A 17,238-nucleotide genomic window follows, 5' to 3' on the forward strand; every position below is an offset into this window, starting at 1 on the left:
GGGGACCTCTCAGTCGGTGGTCGAGAAGGAGTCGAAGACGGCTGTGGTGGTCTGGCCGGGGTGGTCGAGGTTGACGGCGCTCGCGACCATCCCCGCGTCGAGACCGCCGGCTGCGGACGGCACGGTCGCGGTTCCGATCCGCTGCCAGGTGTGGCCGTCGGCGCTGGCGTACGCGGTGTAGGCGGTGCCGTCGCGCGTGAGCCTGAGCCAGGCGGGGTGGTACGAAGAGCCGCCGCCCGCCCAGGTGTCGAGCTTTCCGTCGCCGTCGCTGTCGGTCATGAACTCCACGCCGTAGCTCCTGGACATGGTCAGCACCGCGTAGCCGCCATGCTCCGGGGCGGTCAGGTCGTCGGCGACGGCGATCCCGGCCTTGGCGGAGGGTCCGCTGCCGGTCTGCTCGATGAGCCGGGCGGTGACGCTGCCGGAGGCGGGCACGGCGTCCGGCACATGGATGGCGGCCTTCTCGTCCTTCCAGCCGGCGAGGTCCTGACCGCCCGCCCAGATCGCGAACTGGTTGCCGTTCCGGGCGTATTGGGCGTCCTCGGCGGTGGCGAACGTCCGGTACGGGGGTTTGACCGCGGACGGCACAGGGATGGCGTCGGCGGTCACCGTGTCGGTGTCGTGGCGAGTCCTTCCGCCCTGCCGGAAGGAGGTGCTTACGCCGATGTCGTGCGGCCCCCAAGCCGTGCCGGCGGACGGGGTGACCCGCCAGGTGACGGTGTAACGCCCGCCGGGAATAAGGGAGTTGGTGCCTGTTGGCCCTTCCGCATCGGCGGTCCAGCCGTGCGGCAGACGCAGCCCGGTGGTGACCCGGGTGACCGCCCCGGGGCCGGTGTTGGTGACGGTCGCGGTGATCTCCGTGGCGCGGCCGGTCGGCAGACTCGGACGGTGCGGGCTGAACCGGACGCGGGCCGACGGGCAGTCGCGGGCCACGCCGAGGCCGGCGAGGTCGACCGTGTCGGCGAACGCCTTCATCCCGTCGTCGTTGGGGTGCAGGTGGTCACCCGAGTCGAAGGCGGCGGCGTAGCGGGTGGCGTCGTCCGGATCCCGTACCGCCTTGTCGAAGTCGGCGTAGCCGTCGAAGACGCCGGCGTCGCGGACGAACGCGTTGACCTTCTGCCGGTCGGCCTCCTTGGCCTCGGTCCAGTAGTCGCCCCAGCCCCGGTACGGAACGACTGTCGCGCCGATCACCCGCAGCCCGCGGACGTGGGCTCTACGGGCGATCTCCGTCATGCCGGCGATCACCTGGTCGCCGGTCGCGCCGCCCCAGCTGAGGTCGTTGACGCCTTCGAAGAGGATCACCGTTCGCGCGCCCGGCTGGGACAGCACATCGCGCTGCAGCCGGTCCAGTGCCGAGGGGTTGCCGTCGGTGCCGGCCGTGATGCGGTTGCCGCTGATGCCCTCGTTCAGCACCCCGGCGGTCGAGGTGCAGGCCGAGAGCCGAGCCGCGAGGTAGTCGGGCCAGCGCCGGTTCGCGTCCGAGGTGGAGGCGGCCCCGTCGGTGATGGAGTCGCCCAGCGCGACGACGGAGCCCTGCGCCCGACCGCCCCGCACGTCGACTCCGGTGAGGAAGGGAAAGGTGGAATCGGTCCTGGTGAACGCACCCCCACCGGCGTCCCCGGCGTGGTCGCCGCCGCCGTCAGGTGTCCAGTAGACGGTCTGCAGCCCCATCCAGTGCTGGCTGATGTGGGTGAGCCTGCCGGGGAAGTACAGACTCACCACCAGATCGCCACGGGCCGCGACGGGAATCCGTAGCCCGTCGCTTGCCGCCTGCCCGTGGGCCGGGATCGTCACGGCCGCCTTCCCACCGAACGTCAGATCGCGCGGACCCGACACGGACGAGCCACCCGCCCGCCGGCCCACGGTCGCGTGGCCGATCGTCACCGGCTGGTCGGTGAACTCGTTGGTCAACCGGATCCGCACGGTGGTCCCGCCCGTGCTGACGTGCACCGGGATCCGCACGGTCACCTCGGAGGTGCCGGGGTCGTACGAGGCGTGCTGCGCGGTCGCCCACGTCCCCGTCCACGCCTGCGGCCGGGTCCCGGCCTCGGCCGAGGCCGCCGGCAGCAGGGCCGCAAGTACGGCGCCCACGGTGGCGACCGAGGCCACGAAAAGTCGGTGCCCTCGCCGGTGTCCCATCAGTCCGACCATGGGTCCTTTCCGTCGTCCGGCGTTCCTGGGATGCAGTCCCGCCGCTCGTCCGCGTTCGCGTATCACGCGACACCCCCGCAACTCAGCCTGGCGTCGGCCCAGTCAGCGTGGTCGAGGGCGTTGCCGTCCCCGGCGTCCGCGACGACGAGTTCGAGCCGTCGGGCCCCGGTGACGTCCACGTCGATCGGCTTGGTCGCCGTGTCACGGTCGACGGTTCCGCTCTCGTAGACGGTCACTCCGTCGGCGAGGACGCTGTAGGCGACCGTGGCCGGGCCGTCCGGCCGTCCGTACGTCTCCTGGTCCAGTCCCAGCGCCGCCCTGAACCTGGTGCAGGTGCCGCCGATCCATACCCGCACCGAGGCGGCCGCGTGCATGCCGAGCCCCTTGGCGTAGGCGACGTCGTGCAGCCGCAACGGCAGTCCGTCGCCCTGCGCGCTCTCACCGTTGGACTGGTCGCGTTCGACAGGTCCCCAGCCGTTGCTGGACGACTGGAAGGGCAGATCGCTGACGTAGTGTTCGCCGGTCGTGAGCGGTGGTGGCTGGGCCGCAAAGATCTCCTCGCCGGCGACCGAGCCCGTGACCGGGCCTGTTGACGTGCCGCGGGTGAAGCGTGCCGTGGCGCGCAGGACGGTGACGGTGCCTGTCTTCTGGTCGTCGGGCACGGTGACCGTCCAGGTCGCGTCGGCGGACCGCCCGGGCTGCACGGTGCCCAGCCCGACCGGGGAGTCCGGGCTCGCGCTCCAGCCGTCCGGGAGGCCCAGGGACAGGGACGTGCCCCGCAGCGGGTGGCCGTCTCGCGGTACCGAGACCGTGGCCGTGACCGGGTAGTGGCCGCCGGGCTCGACGGTGTCCGGGGCGTCGACCCTCACCCTGGCCGGGACCGTCGGATCGGCGTACCGGCCGGGGCCGTACGCGGGCGACGCCACGTCGGCGACCCGCAGGGAGGAAGTGACGTTGCCCAGGGTCGTCAGGCTCACCTTGCCCAGGCCGCCGCTCTTCGCGTCCTCGCTCCAGGAGGCGACGGCGATGGTGTTCCTGCCGTCGGTGCGCAGGATGCCGTTGGGGATGGGGAAGGTGTGCTGCGGTCCGGTGTCGTTGACGTACTGGCCCATCAGCCAGCCGTTGACGTAGATCAGCGCGCGGTAGTTCCGCTGCGGGTCGTCCGTGACGGTGACGCCGACGGAGACGTCCTGCCCCCTGGGCAGGCGGGGGTCGAAGGTGGTGCGGTACCAGGCGACGCCGGGGGCGCTGCCGGCGGCCGGCAGGGTGGCACGGTCCCAGGAGCGGTCCGGGTAGCCGGGCAGGGTCCAACCCGAACGCTCCCCGTACAGGCCGCCGTTGTCCATCTGCCCGCGTACCGCGTCGATGGGCTGCTCACCGCCCCTGGCGCCCTGGATGCGCCAGGTGATCTGCGCGTCGGAGCCGGAGAGGTACGCCTCGGTCAGACCGCGCGGCTGCTTGTGGTCGTCGCTGTTCCAGGTGAAGTCCTCGTTGTGGCCCATGGTGCCGACGAGGACGGAGACCACGTTGTCCGCTCCCTTCCTCAGCAGGCCGTCGGGGAGGGCGAAGGTGTGGCGGCCGGTCTGGCTGGTTCCGGCGAACCGGCCGTTGATCCACACCGAGTACACGCCGACCGCCTTCGAGGCGGTGTCCGGGTTGGTGGCGAGAGCGGTCAGGGAGAGGGACTTCTCGGTGCCGGTGGCCTTGAAGTGGCCGCGGTACCAGACGTAGCCGTAGTGGTAGCCGTACGCGTCCTGGTAGAGGACGGGCAGGGTGCCCGGCCGGGTCGGGTTGTCCGTGGTGAGTCTGTCGGCGTAGGTCCAGGCGGAGTCGTCGAAGTCCGGGGCGGACTCGGGGTTTTCGGTCGATGTCCTCCACCCCGTCAGTTCGGGCAGGGTGACCTTCCGGGGGCCGGGGATCCTGCCGAGCAGACTGCCGGCGGAGGTACGTACGGTGGTCACCGCGGTGCCGTTCCAGGTGACCGTGCGGACGCCGGGTGCCGCGAACACCTCCAGCGGGCCGGGCTTCGCCGCGTCGCCGGTCAGGGCGAGGGTGGAGCCGTGGACGGCGGATGTGCGGACCAGTTCGGTGCCGCGGACCAGGATCGTGCCGTCCGGCCGCCAGAAACCGGCGGCCTCTGCGTCGGTGCCGATGAGCAGCAGCAGGTCGGGGCGGCCACCGCCGTGGACGAGGATGCGGGTCAGGCCCTTGTGGTCGTAGTCGAGCCGGAGATCGCCGCGCAGGGCGTCCCAGGTGCTTGTGGCGGCGCCGTCGAGCACGGTGACGTCCGGCTTCGAGGCATATCGCAGCACCGTCTGCCCGGGGTCGCCTTCGGCGCCATACAGGACGGCCACGTCCCTGCCCCCGGCCCTCGTGCTGGTCATCAGCTCGCTCGTGGAGAACACGAGCCGTTGACCGCCGAGGTCGTAGCCGGCGACGAGGATCTTGCCGGTCTGCCCGTTCAGCCGCACGCCCACCGGATAGGTGCCGTCCGGGGTCTTCCAGTCGAAGGTGGCGGCCGCGTCGGAGCCGGCCATGGGGTCGGTGTGGCGGACGTACAGGAACTGAGTCTTCGTGGTGGGGTTGGCGCGCGCCTCGACGTGGACGGCGTCGTCGGACGGTGTGGGCGCGTCCGCCGGTTCGGTGGCCGTGAGCGGGGCGGTGGTGGTGTAGAAGAGACCCTGCCGCTTCAGCTCGTCGTAGTCGGCACCGGTCTGCCGGGCCTCTGTGATCGGGGCGCCGTAGTCGTACGACGTGTAGACCTGCCGCGGGTCGGCGAGCCAGCCCCAGTTGGTGCCGCCGTAGGTCATGTACAGGTTCTGGACCGTGGTGCCCTGCATGATCTCGTGCTTGTCGACGATCTTCTCGTAGGCGGGGCCCATCTTCTCGCGGCACTCGTCGTAGCCGGTGTCGCCCCATGTCTGGAACCAGCCGGTGCCCGCCTCGAAGACGGCGAGGGGTTTGGTCTCGTCCTGGCGCTTGAGAGTGGGCAGCCACCACTGGCCCTTGCAGAAGGAGTTGTACTGGTCGAGTTCGCCGACGAAGTCGAGCCCGTCGCCGCCCGCGTACTGCGCGTTCGGCTCGTTGCCGACGAGCGGGACGGTGATCCCGTCGGAGCGCACCTGCTTGCTCAGATCGACGATGTACGGCCGGCCGTCGGGGTCGTACAGCTCGTTCTCCACCTGGTAGAGCAGGACCGGTCCGGTGCCGTTGCTCACCTGGTGGCGGGCGAGGATCCGGTCGATGTGGCGCAGCCATTGGTGTGCCGCGTCCAGGTAGTCGGGGGCCGTGGAGCGGGCACGGCCCTGCTGGGTCATCAGCCAGCCGGGGAAACCGCCGCCGTCCGTCTCGGCGTTGATGTACGGGCCGGGACGCGCGATGACGTACAGCCCCGCGTCCCGGGCCATGTCGAGCAGCTTGTCGACGTCACGGACACCCGAGAAGTCGTACTTTCCGGGCGCGGGGGAGTGGTAGGCCCAGTCGAAGTAGATCGAGACGGCGTTCATCCCGCCGGCCTTGATCTTCTGCAGCACGTCGCGCCACAAGCCGGGGCTGGGCAGCCGCCAGTAGTGGAACTCGCCGGACCAGAGCAGGACGCGTTTGCCGTCGACAGTGACGGAGTAGCGGTCGTAGGTGATGTCGTGGGCCGAGGCGGGGATTGTCGCGGCCGTCGCCCGGTCCGGAAGTTCGGCTGCCGCGCGGGCCGGGGCCGTGGACACAAGCGCGGTCAGCAGCAGGGTGGACGCGAGGCCGGCCAGAACGTCACGCCATCGCTTGGCGCGGCTCATCCTTTGCCTCCCGTGCAGGTGAGATGGGCGACGGCCCAGTCGGCGTGGTCCGTGGAGACGTCCCCTCCGCTGTCCACCGTCAGGTCCAGCCAGCGAGCGCCGGTGACGTCCACGTCGACCGGCGTGCCCGGGTCGGAGCCTCGGAGGGTCGGGGTCGTCAAGAGGTCGCGCCCGTCCGCGGTGACCTTGAACGAGACGCTCCCGCTGTCCCCGACCTCGTCGTCCACACCGACGGTGGCCGTGAACCGGGTGCAGAGGCCACCGAGGTAGACGCGGACCTGGCTGTCGGCGTGCACGCCCAGGCCCTTGGCGTACGTCGTGCCGGCGATGGTCAGGGTGTGTCCGTCACCGGGCACGTTCTCGCCGTTGGAGGTGTCCTTCTCGACCGGGCCCCAGCCGTTGACGGCCCGCACGAGCGGCAGATCGCTCACGTACACGTCCCCGGCGGGTGCGGGCGGCGGTACCTGCACGGCCCGTTCGCCGGTGGTCGTCGCGGTGCGTCCGCTCTGACCGTAGGAGGCTGTCGCGGACAGCAGGGCGTACGGCACCGTGTCGGCGGGCGGAGTGACGGTGTACCGGGCGGTGACGGTGGCACCGGGGGCGACCCGGGCGAAGTGGGTCGGGTCGTCCGCCTTGGCCGTCCAGCCGTCGGGGGCCTTCAGCGTCAGGTCCACATCGCGTGCCGCCTTCTCGCGGACGTGGAAGGAGACGGTAGCCCGGCCCGCCTCACCCGCGCTCAGGAAGGGCTCGGCGGTCACCGTCACTTCGGCACCCGTCGGCGGGTCCGCGTACGTCTTCGGGTCGTACGACGGCGCCCGCACCGTCCCGATGGGGATGCCGCCCGCGCTCGCGCCGAGGCCGACGAGGCGAACGGAGCCGGGTCCGGAGCCGTCGTGCGTGGACCAGACCGCGGTGGCGATGGTGTTGGTGCCGTGCTCGTCGAGCAGACCGCTCGGGATGACGAAACGGGACTGCGGACCGGTGCCGGCGAGATAGCGGCCGATGAGCCAGCCGTTCACGAAGATCTGGGCCCGGTAGTCCTTGCCGCCCTTCCCGTCGGCGAGTTCGAGGGCGAGGGGGGTGTCCTGGCCGCGGGGCAGGTCGAGCCGGGCCGTGGTGCGGTACCAGCGCAGGCCCGGGCCGGACCTCGCGGACTGTGCGGGGAGGGTCGTACGGGTCCAGGATCCGTCCGGGTAGCCGGGCAGGGACCAGCCGGAACGCTCGCCGTACAGGCCGCCGTTGTTGTAGCCGCCGCGGGCCGTGTCGACGGGGTGTTCGCCACCTCGGGTGCCCTGGATCTTCCAGGTGATGGTGGAGTCGGCGCCGATGAGGTCGGCGGAGAGCAGTCCGCGCGGTTCCTTGGAGTAGTCGTGACCCCATTCTTCGTTGTGGCCGGCGTTCTCGACGAGGACGGCGAGCGTGTTGTCGCCGCCGTCCGTGAGAGTCCCGTCCGGGATGTCGAAGGTATGTCTGCCGTCGCCGGAATGGCCGAGGTAGCGACCGTTCAGCCAGGCCGCGTAGATGCCGTGCGGCCCGGTGTTCGCGTTCAGGGTCACCGCGCTCGTGCGGCCCGTGGTGCGGAAGCGGCCCCGGTACCAGACGTCGCCCTGGTGGAAGCCGTACTCGTCCATGGCGAGGACGGGGGCGTAGCCGGCGAGGTCGGGGTTGTTGGCGCTGAGGTGGTCGGCGACGGTCCACGCCGAGTCGTCGAAGTCGGGTGCGGACTCGGGGTCCTCGCCCCGCGTCCGCCACTCGTCGAGGGTGGGGAGTTTCACCGGGCGGGGTGCGGAGGTGACCGCGGTGCGGTGCCCGTTCCAGGTCACGTGTGCGGCGTCGGCGATGACCTCGATCTTCGCGGCCTTCGTGGAGTCGCCGGTCAACTTCAGTGTTCCGTGGTCGACTTGCGCGGTTCGCAGGAGGGACGGGCCGCGCACGAGCACCGGCCCGGAGCCGGTGTCCTGCCGCCACCACTGCGCGGTCTCCTGATCGTCCACGATGAGCAGGACGAGGTCGCCGATGCGTACCCGGATGAGGCCCTGGTGGGTGTAGTTCAGCCGCACATCACCGCGTTCGGCGTCCCAGGTGACGTCCGCCTTGCCGGCGAGGACGGTGACCTTGGGCCTGGACCTGTACCGCAGCACGGTCTCTCCCGCCTCGCCTCTCCTTCCGTACAGCAGCGCCACGTCGTCGGCGCCGATGCGGGCGTGGGTCATGATCTCGGAGGTGGAGTAGACGAGCCGCTGCCGTTCGAGGTCATAGCCGGCGACCAGGATCTTGGCGTCCCGGCCGGCGAGTGTGATGGTGCCCTGCTGCGGGACGCGCGGGTAGTCGCCGTCCCGGCCGGACAGGGAGAACGTGGTGGTGTCGGTGGCCTTCACCCGGGTGTCTGCGTGCCGGAGGGTGAGGAACTGGGTGCCGTCGTCGGGGTTCACCCTCCGGTCGATCCGCAGGGCGTCGTCGCTCGGCGCGGGCGGCGGGGCCGTGTCCGTTCGGGCCAGCGGCTTCACCGCGTTGACGAAGTAGCCGAGCCGCTTGAACTCCTCGTATTTGTCGGTGAGTTGCCGTGACTCGGTGATCGGTGCGCCGTAGTCGTACGAGGAGTAGACGGCGTTGGGATCGGCGAGCCAGCCCCAGTTGGTGCCGCCGTACGTCATGTAGAAGGACTGGCCGGTGACGCCCGCGGCGATGTTCATCTTGCTGAACACACGGGTGAAGGCCGTGCCGGTGAGCTCGCGGCAGGCGTTGTAGCCGGATCCGCCCCACGGGTCGAAGGCACCGCCCTGTGCCTCGGGGATGATCAGGGGTGACTCGGCCTTGAAGTCGTTGACATAGGAATAGTCGGGCAGGTCCTTCCACGTATCGGGGGCGGAGCAGTCGAAGCCCTGCGGGTAGGCGTCGAAGCCGTAGATGTCCGGGGCGCCCTTGCCGCTGACCCAGTTCCTGTTGGGGCCGCCGTCGTTGACGAAGGTCGGGACCTCGATGCCGTCCTCGCGCGCCCAGTCGATGAGGGTCTGCATGTAGTCGGCGGACAGGCCACCGCCCTGGTACTCGTTCTCGACCTGGTACAGGATCACCGAGCCCGTGCCGCGGCTGAGTTGGTGACGGGCGATGATCGGGTTGATCCGGCTCATCCACTCCCGGGCGTCCTTCATGTACCCCTCGTCGGAGGTGCGGTTCACGCCCGTGTGCGTCTTGCGCCAGGCCGGTAAGCCGCCGCCGGAGACCTCGGCGTTGATGTACGGGCCCGGGCGGGCGATCACATACAGGCCCGCGCGTTCGGCCTCGTCGAGGAGTCGCTCGACATCGCGGACGCCGGTGAAGTCGTAGGAGCCGGGGGAGGTGGAGTGGTAGCCCCAGTCGAAGTACAGGGAAACGGAGTTGAATCCGGCGACCTTGATCTTCTGCAGCACGTCGCGCCAGGCGTCGGGGCTCGGCAGTCGGAAGTAGTGCAGCTCGGCGCCCCACAGGTACACCGGTTTCCCGTCGATGCGCACTGAGTACTGGTCGTAGGTGACGGTGTGCGCCTGTGGCGCGGCGGTGGGCGCCGATCGGGGGGTGGCCTGCACGGCGGGTGCGGTCAGGCAACAGGCGGCGAGCAGGGCGGCCGCGAGCACGGCGAGCCGGGCTCGTCTCATGATCATGAGGTCAGCGCCTTCACGACAGCTGCTCGCGCGGTCTCGACATCGGTGACGTCCTTCGTGCGGCCGTCGAGGTCGCGCGTCGCCGTGGTGAGGGCCTGGGTCAGGGCCTCGCCGTCGGTGGTGCCACCGCCCTTCCCGCGCAACTCGTCGATCAGTTCGAAGTCCTCGATGCCGTCCTTGAGTTGCTCCCAACGGACACTGGACATCGGGCCGTTCTTGCCGGGATAGACCAGGTACTCGTCGCCCTGCGTGAAGATGTACACCGGCTGGCTGAAGGGATCGGACGTCCAGCTGTTGTAGGACCAGCGAAGGAAGCCGTCCAGGTGGCGCTGTGCGGCGATCCACGGCAGCATCCGGGCCTCCACGGCGGGCGAGTAGGACAGCGTGTTGGGGTGGGCCGGGGCGCCGTAGACGTAGAAGGTGGTGACCTTGCCCTCGGCCCGGCGCTCCTCGGCCTTCGCGGCCGTCATCTGGTCGATGGTGTCCCAGCTGACGGACAGGTCGGACGCGAGGTCCGCGGTGCCGGCCGAGCCGGCCACGGAGATTCGCTGGTCGAACTCGGGCGCGACCTCGTGGACGAAGTCCCTCACGACCGTCATGGAAGCCACCGGCCGCTCGTCGAACGACAGATACGTCCGGTCCAGCCAGCCCTTGGCCCGCAGGTGCTTGACGAAGGCGGGCAGGAAGGTGCCCCACGCCTCGCGCCAGCGGTCTCCACCCAGGTCGACGTTCTGGTAGACGCTCTTCCCGGTCCGGGTGTCGGTGTAGGTGAGGTGCTCGCCGTCCTGGAACGCGAGCATGGAGAACGCCCCGATGTCCGGGCCGACTCCTGCCTTCAGTGCCGTGCGGACGTACCTGTCCCAACGGGAGAAGCCGAAGGAGAACCGGGTGCCGTCCCACTTCCAGGCGACCATGCTGGAGTAGGGCGTGGACGTCTGCGACTGGCGGGTGCCCAGTGACCACTGGTGGTGCCACGGGTTGTCGACGATGGTGGTGTTGACGACCTTCTGGCCGTGGCCCGCCAAGTCCTTGTCGTACGCCTCGATCAGCTTCCAGTGCCGGTCCGACCAGGGGTCGACACCGGCGTTGAGCGCCATGGTCTCTGGCTGTGCCCACACGTCGAGGAAGAAGCGGTAGTCCTTCGGGTCCGGTACGGCGGCGTTCGCCACCTGGACGGACAGCGGGTAGTTGACTTTGGTGCCGTCGTCGGCGCTCACCCTCACCGCGCCGGTGTAGGTGCCCGGGGCCGCGGTCTTCGGAATGTGGAAGGTGAACCACAGCGGCTGTGCCGCGTAGGCGGGCACGTCGACCGAGGGGCCCTCCTGCAGCGCGTCGCCGACGACGTCCGGGTCCCGGTCGCCGGAGACCTCGGTCGGGGAGCTGACCTGGTCGATGGTGGCCGACCAGTCCATCTCGGTCTTGGAGCGCTGCACGGGCACGTACTTCACGAACCGGACCTGCGTCCCCGCGCCGGAGATCCTCGCCCCGCCGGGCCCGGTGAGGTAGCCGACGCTCGCCCTCACGCCGTGCAGGTCGTGGCCGGAGGCGATGGCCAGCTGGGCGGAGACCTGCTCGTTGCGGACGGCGGACAGGGACAGGTCCCGGGTGTCCTTGCCCTGGATGGCAGTGGTCGGATAGCGGGGGACGCGCACCTCGGCGGAGGAGGCGAAGGATCCGGTGGGTACCCAGGTGATCGTGTCCCTGGTGCCCATGGCGTCGGCGACCTTGACGGTCAGCCAGGTGGTCGTCGCTCTGCCGTTGACGTCCGGGGTGGATCTGCCGGTGCCGGCGATCGCCGTGGTTGTCGCGGCTATGACAACCCCGGCGACGAAGGCGGCGACGGCCGTCGGAACGCGTGACATGGTCCGGGCCCCTCTCAGGCTCGTACTGGACTGGGTCGAAGGCCGGGCGGTGGTTCAGGAAGTGACGGAGAAGTCCTTGAAGACGGCCTCGGTGGTGGCCCCGGGGTAGTTGGCGTTGACGGCGCTGGCGACCAGCCCCGCGTCCTCGTTCCCGGCGGCCGACGGCACCTGCGCGGTGCCGACCGTCGTCCAGGTCTCGCCGTCCTTGCTGGTGTACGCGGTGTACGTCGTGCCGTCGCGGACCAGCTGCAGGTGGGCCGGATAGTACGTCGAGCCGCCACCGGCCCAGGTGTCGAGGACGCCGTCGCCGTTGCTGTCGGTCATGAACTCGAGCCCGTAGCTCCTGGTCATCACCAGGACCGCGTAGCCGCCCTTCGCCGGGTCGGTGAGGTCGTTCGCGATCGCCACCCCGGACTTGGCCGCCGGGCCGACGCCGCTCTGCGAGACCAGCTGAGTCTGGACGGTGGAGTGCTCGCCTGCCGCGCCGGCCAGATATACGGCGCCCTTCTCGTCCTTCCAGCCGGACAGGTCCTGGCCGCCCGCCCAGATGGCGAACTGGTCGCCGGCCTGCGCGTATTGGGCGTCGGTGGTCTGTGCCGTGCGGTAGGGATCGCGGACGGCGCCGGGGGCGGCCTCCACAGTGGCCCGCACGGTGTCGTCGACGGTGACGGTCCTCCCGGCGGCGGTCCTGTAGGTCACCGTGCCGGTGAGGTCGTGGCCGCCCCATTCCGCGTCGGCGGCTGGGGTGACCGTCCAGGTGGTGGTGTACGCGACGCCGGGTGCCAGGGTGCGCGCGGTCGCGGCGCCGGTGGGCTGTGCGGTCCAGCCGTCGGGCACCGTCAGGGAGGTGCGGACGGCGTTGATGGCCGTGGTGCCCCAGTTGGTGGCCGTGGTGGTGACCTCGAAGGGCCTGCCGGACCCGGTGCTGGGTGCGTCCGGACCGAACAGGACGGAAGCGGCCGGGACGTCGTCGCGTTTCAGGGCTCGGATCGCCTTCAGGGCACCCTTGGCGCCGAGCTTCACGAATGTGGGTGTGACCCCGAGCGGCGCGGCGTAGCCCTTGAGGGGCGCGGGGCCGTGGATGACCGTGCCGTGGTTGACGTCGAACCAGGCGCCGGACGGCAGGTACACCGTGCGGGTGGCGCCGGAGCCGAGCTTGGGCGCGGCCAGCACGGCCGGGCCCAGCATCCACTCGTCCGCGACCGTGTAACTCGGTTGGTCCTTCGGGAAGTCGAAGAACAGCGGACGCATGATCGGGTCGCCGGTCCTCAGCGCGGCCTGCACCTGGTCCCAGATGTAGGGGGCCAGCCGTTCGTGCGCCTTGATGGCCGCTCTGTACAGGTCGATGGTCTGCTGGCCGTACGTCACCTTCTGGCCGGTGGTGACGTCGTTGGTCTCCACCGGTGAGGTGGAGGCGTACATCAGCGGCATGAGTGACGCCGACTGCGCCCACCGGATCAGGACGTCCTTGGCGGGAGCGGCCTGCCCGCCGGAGCCTCCGATCATGTCGGACTCGACGAACGGGTAGCCGATCGTGGAGATCGCCAGGTTCTGGCTGACCGATGCCTTCAGGGAGTCCCAGCCGGTGCCCTTGTCGACCTGGCGGGTGACGAAGCCCGCCCGGTGGGCGGTGGAGTTCCAGTGGACCCGGATGCCGGCGCCCTGCAGGTCGTAGGTGTCGGCCAGTTGGGAGCCGAGTTTCTGGTAGTCCGTGGCCTGGTGGCCCTGGCGTGGCGCGCACTTCTCGTCGAAGAAGCGGGTGTCGAACTTCAGTCCGTCGATGCGGTACTTGTCCATCAGGGTCTTGAGGTTGCCCTCGTACCAGGCCTTGGCGTCGGGGTTGGCCAGGTCGATGATCCCGGCCTGGCCGTTCCACCAGGTCACCTCGCACGGCTTGCCGGTGTCCTTGGCGTCCATGAGGAGGTAGCCGTGGTCGGCCGCGTACTGGTAGTTGGCCGAGTCGAGGTTGATCCACAGCGTGACCCAGAGGCCGAAGTCGAACCCCATGGCGTGGATCTTGTCGGACAGGCTCCTGGGATCGGGGAAGGTTGTGGGATCCCAGGTGAGATTGCCGTAGTTCGACTCCCACTTGTCGTCGAGCTGGATGGTGTGCCCGCCCAGGCCGTTGTCGTGCAGCTCGGTGGCGTAGGCGAGCAGTTTCCGCTGGTCGACCTTGGTGTAGAACTGCGCCCAGGAGTTCCACAGCGGCTTGGCGTACTGCTCGTACGTGGCGTCGCTCTTGGCCGGTTTGCCGACGATGCCGATGTAGTCGCGGTAGACGGCGAGCGGGGTCGACTCGACGAAGACGGTCGCCTTGTAAGTGCCGGCCGCGTCGACGGTGAAGCGGCCCAGGCCGTCCTTGCCGCCGTTGACGGACACGTTCATGGTGTCGCCGGTGTCGACGCGCAGTCCGGTCGAGGCCGAGGTGTACCAGAACGGATCGATCATGTTGTACGAGGCGGGGCCGAAGCCGGTGTGCTCCACCTGGCCGCTGTCCAGCGGCCAGGGCTGGTCGACCCCCGGTCCGCCCTGCGGCGTCTGCGCCTCGCCGTGGCCGTACCAGTGACCGGCCGAGGACAGGTCGTAGACGAGGCCGAGTTGCTCGGGTCCGCCCCCGTGGACGTCCCAGTCGAGCTCGTAGCGGTCGGCGCGAGGCGTGATCCGGGCCTCCACCGTGGCGCCGTCGAGCGTGCTGTCGGCGGTGACGGTCAGGATCCCGTTCTTCCACGCCCAGCCCCTGACACCGGTCGCGTGCTGCCAGGTGCCGTCGGCCGCGGTGAAACGCAGGGCGCCGGTGTCGCCGGGGGCGGTGGCGAGGACCGTCTTCCCGGCCCGGCGCGTGGTCAGGGCGAGTTCATCGGTGGCCACGTCGATGCTGTAGCCGGGGGCGTCGGCCGAGGCCGGCACGGAGACCGTGACGGCGTGCGCGGAGCGGGTGACCTCAGGCCCACCGGTGGCGGCTGCGGCGGGGCGGGCGGAGGCCGCTGCCGCGGCGGTGGATCCGGTGACGGGCGCCACCAGCACCGCACAGCTCAGGATGGCAGCGATCAACAGGCCGCCGGTGCTGCTCAGTCGGGGGTGCACTCGTGTCCTCCTGTCGGACAGGACGGGGGCTTGGAAGCGGCGGTGCGAGGTGCCGAGCAGGGCGTGCAAAGTGCTTGATGCTGCGTGTGCATGCAAGATTTCAAGCGATTTCGCACATGCTCTTGCTGTAGATGCCACCTGTCAACATGCCAGGTCCGCAGCCCTCCGAGCCTCCCGGGGACTGTCGTCGACCCGCTGTCGTCCCTGGTGACGGTCGGTTCCGGGCCTTGCTTAGAGGCCTTTGCCGGGCCCAGAAACCGCTTGTAACGGAGGGGTAAATTCTGCGCCCCACCGAGATCCGCCCCCGGGGTGCCGCCGGGTCAGGCCAGGATCACGGAGCGGGTCAGGTGGCGCGGATTGTCCGGGTCCAGTCCACGCGCCGCGGCGAGGGCCACGGCCAGCCGGTGCACCACGACGAGGTCGGCCAGCGGGTCCCGGCCCAGCGCCACCAACTGCCCGCCGGTGCGGGCGATGTCGTCGGCGAGACCGGACGGCAGGGCCTCCGGGTCCCCGAACCACCACGTCACACGGCCGGGACCGGTGACACTGATCGGACCGTGCCGGTACTCCATCACCGGGTAGGCCTCCGTCCAGGCGCCCGCCGCCTCGCGCATCTTCAGCGCCGCCTCCTGGGCGATCCCGTAGGCCCAGCCCCGCCCCAGGAACGTGAACTGCTCGGCCTCCAAGGCCGCGTTGGGCACCGGTTCGGTCAGTGCCGAGTGTCCCTGCTGCGGCAGATGCCCGAGGTCCTCGCCCAACAGCGCCCGCAGCAGCACCAGTTCGGTGCTGGCGAACCGGGTCTGGACGACCGAGGTCTCGTCGGCGAAGTCCAGCAGGACGACCGCGTCGACCACTTCCGTCACCGGTGACTGTGGTACCGCGGTCACCGCGGTCGTGGGGATGTGCCCGCCAAGCCGGCGCAGCAGTTCCAGCACCTCGGTCGTGGTGCCGGACCGGGTCAGCGCGACCACGCGGTCGTAGGTGCGCCCGGTCGGCATCTCGGAGGCGGGAAAGGCGTCGGTCTCGCCGTGGCCGCCCGACTCCCGCAGGGCCGCGTACGCCTGGGCGATGAACCAGGACGTCCCGCAGCCGACGACGGCCACCCGCTCGCCGGGCCGAGGCAGCGAGGCGGAGAGGGTGTCCTCCGGGTGCTGGGCCAGTGCCACGGCCCGCCGCCAGCAGTCGGGCTGGGTGGCGATCTCGATCTCGGTCTGACTCATGGGGAGAACTCCCCTCTCGGGCGCGCGGCGTGACGGATGCGTGACGTGACGGCCCTTGACACCGTGCGCAGTTGATTGAGCATCATGTCGTTCGATGATTGATAGCACCGCGAAGCGAGCATAAACAAGCATGAACGCGAGCTTGCAATCAGGCGGGCGCGCGTCAGTCGAAGCGCGCGATGCGTGCGGAGAGGCAGTCCGTGAAACGGCACCTCGCAGGTCTCGCCGGGGGACTCGCCCTGGCACTGGCCATCACCGGATGCGGCAAGGGCAGCTCCTCGGACAGCGGCGGATCCGACGGCAGGACGATCCGGTTCGTCGCGGCGAAGTACGACGACGACACCCAGGCCTACTGGACGGCACTGATCAAGGACTTCGAAGCCGCGAACCCCGGTTACCGGGTGAATCTCGAAGTCGTCGACTGGGAGCAGATGGACTCCAAGGTCAAGACGTACGTCCAGACGAAGCAGGAACCCGACGTCCTCAACTACAACAAGTTCTCCGACTTCGCCCGCGACGGCCTGGTCCACAAGGCGCAGGACGTCGTAGACCGCAGCGTGCTGACCGACTTCCTCCCGCTATTCCGCGACAAGGCGCAGTACGAGGGAGTCCAGTACGGCCTGCCCCTGCTGTCCAGCGCACGCCTGTTCTTTTACAACAAGGACATCTTCGCCAAGGCGGGCATCGCCCGGCCGCCGTCCACCTGGGCCGAGGTCGAGGCCGACGCCAAGAAGATCAAGAGGGCTGGTTACATCGGCCTCGGGCTGCCGCTGGGGGCCGAGGAGGCCCAGGCCGAGTTCCAGATCTGGGCGATGAACAACGGCGGCGGCTGGACCGACGGCTCGGGCAGGTGGGCGATCGACCAGCAGGCCAACGTGGACACGCTCACCTATCTGCGCAAACTGACCAAGGAGAAGGTCACCCAGCCCAACCCGGAGGCCACCAACCGCAAGGACGTCTTCAACGAGTTCGCCCAGGGCAAGATCGGCATGCTCAACGGCGCGGTCTTCATGCGCAAGGGTTTCATCGACCCCGTCAACCCGCAACTGAACTACGGCGTCGCGGCCCTGCCGAGCAAGGACGGCAGCACACACAAGACGCTCGGCGTGCAGGACTACCTCGTCGCGTTCAAGAAGAGCGGCGGGTCGAACAAGGCCACGGTGAAGAAGTTCCTCGACTTCCTTTACCGGAAGGAGAACGCCGCCAAGTTCCTCTCCACCGAGGGATTCCTGTCGGTCACCAAGTCGGCCGGTGACGCGCTCAGCTCCGACAGCGAGAACGCCGCCTACTACAAACCGTTCGTCGACGCCCTGGCCGACGCGGAGTTCGCCCCCGCCGACGACCCCGCCTGGGCCGCGGTCGACGGCGCCGTGAAACAGCGCATCGGCACGGCGGTGGCCGGCGGCGACCCGGCGAAGGTCCTGGGCGAGATCCAGAAGACCGCGCGGAAGGGCGAGTGACGTCGGTGGCCGTACACGATGTCACCGTAAGC

The 17,238-nt window shown here is 69.9% G+C and carries 7 protein-coding genes; 1 reads left to right on the top strand and 6 read right to left on the bottom strand.

Annotation, left to right across the window (positions count from 1 at the left end; genetic code table 11):
• Window positions 1-9 precede the first annotated feature (9 nt).
• From ACWCQ1_RS39090 to ACWCQ1_RS39115, 6 genes are all read right to left on the bottom strand, one after another.
• Window positions 10-2,139 carry a GDSL-type esterase/lipase family protein gene (locus ACWCQ1_RS39090; protein WP_451028507.1) on the bottom strand — a complete coding sequence of 710 codons (2,130 nt, stop codon included), beginning with the start codon at window positions 2,137-2,139 and terminating at the stop codon, window positions 10-12.
• A 74-nt stretch (window positions 2,140-2,213) separates the two neighbouring features.
• Complete coding sequence (locus tag ACWCQ1_RS39095; RefSeq protein WP_451028508.1) at window positions 2,214-5,939, bottom strand: beta-galactosidase; 3,726 nt, start codon at window positions 5,937-5,939, stop codon at window positions 2,214-2,216.
• Entirely contained in the window at window positions 5,936-9,580 is a 3,645-nt protein-coding gene (locus tag ACWCQ1_RS39100; protein ID WP_451028509.1) for a beta-galactosidase, read from the bottom strand. The genes ACWCQ1_RS39095 and ACWCQ1_RS39100 overlap by 4 nt, the downstream gene beginning before the upstream one ends.
• Entirely contained in the window at window positions 9,577-11,442 is a 1,866-nt protein-coding gene (locus ACWCQ1_RS39105) for a DUF4091 domain-containing protein (protein WP_133047721.1), read from the bottom strand. The genes ACWCQ1_RS39100 and ACWCQ1_RS39105 overlap by 4 nt, the downstream gene beginning before the upstream one ends.
• Before the next feature lie 54 nt (window positions 11,443-11,496).
• The gene (locus tag ACWCQ1_RS39110) at window positions 11,497-14,526 is read right to left on the bottom strand and encodes a TIM-barrel domain-containing protein (protein ID WP_451028510.1); all 3,030 of its coding nucleotides are present in this window, start codon (window positions 14,524-14,526) and stop codon (window positions 11,497-11,499) included.
• Between the two features lie 320 nt (window positions 14,527-14,846).
• Window positions 14,847-15,746 carry an SIS domain-containing protein gene (locus ACWCQ1_RS39115; RefSeq protein WP_451028511.1) on the bottom strand — a complete coding sequence of 300 codons (900 nt, stop codon included), beginning with the start codon at window positions 15,744-15,746 and terminating at the stop codon, window positions 14,847-14,849.
• Window positions 15,747-15,946: 200 nt separating this feature from the next.
• On the opposite strand from ACWCQ1_RS39115, the gene ACWCQ1_RS39120 reads away from it, so the two are divergent.
• On the top strand, window positions 15,947-17,206 hold the full coding sequence (locus ACWCQ1_RS39120; RefSeq protein WP_451028512.1) for an extracellular solute-binding protein: 1,260 nt from the start codon (window positions 15,947-15,949) through the stop codon (window positions 17,204-17,206).
• Window positions 17,207-17,238: the final 32 nt, after the last annotated feature.

It is taken from the genome of Streptomyces sp. NPDC002144 (genome assembly GCF_053593695.1).

Bases quoted from the DNA above. Each gene is read 5' to 3' on its own strand.
- ACWCQ1_RS39095 (WP_451028508.1), bottom strand. From the start codon at position 5,939: ATGAGCCGCGCCAAGCGATGGCGTGACGTTCTGGCCGGCCTCGCGTCC.
- ACWCQ1_RS39105 (WP_133047721.1), bottom strand. From the start codon at position 11,442: ATGTCACGCGTTCCGACGGCCGTCGCCGCCTTCGTCGCCGGGGTTGTC.
- ACWCQ1_RS39115 (WP_451028511.1), bottom strand. From the start codon at position 15,746: ATGAGTCAGACCGAGATCGAGATCGCCACCCAGCCCGACTGCTGGCGG.
- ACWCQ1_RS39100 (WP_451028509.1), bottom strand. From the start codon at position 9,580: ATGATCATGAGACGAGCCCGGCTCGCCGTGCTCGCGGCCGCCCTGCTC.
- ACWCQ1_RS39090 (WP_451028507.1), bottom strand. From the start codon at position 2,139: ATGGGACACCGGCGAGGGCACCGACTTTTCGTGGCCTCGGTCGCCACC.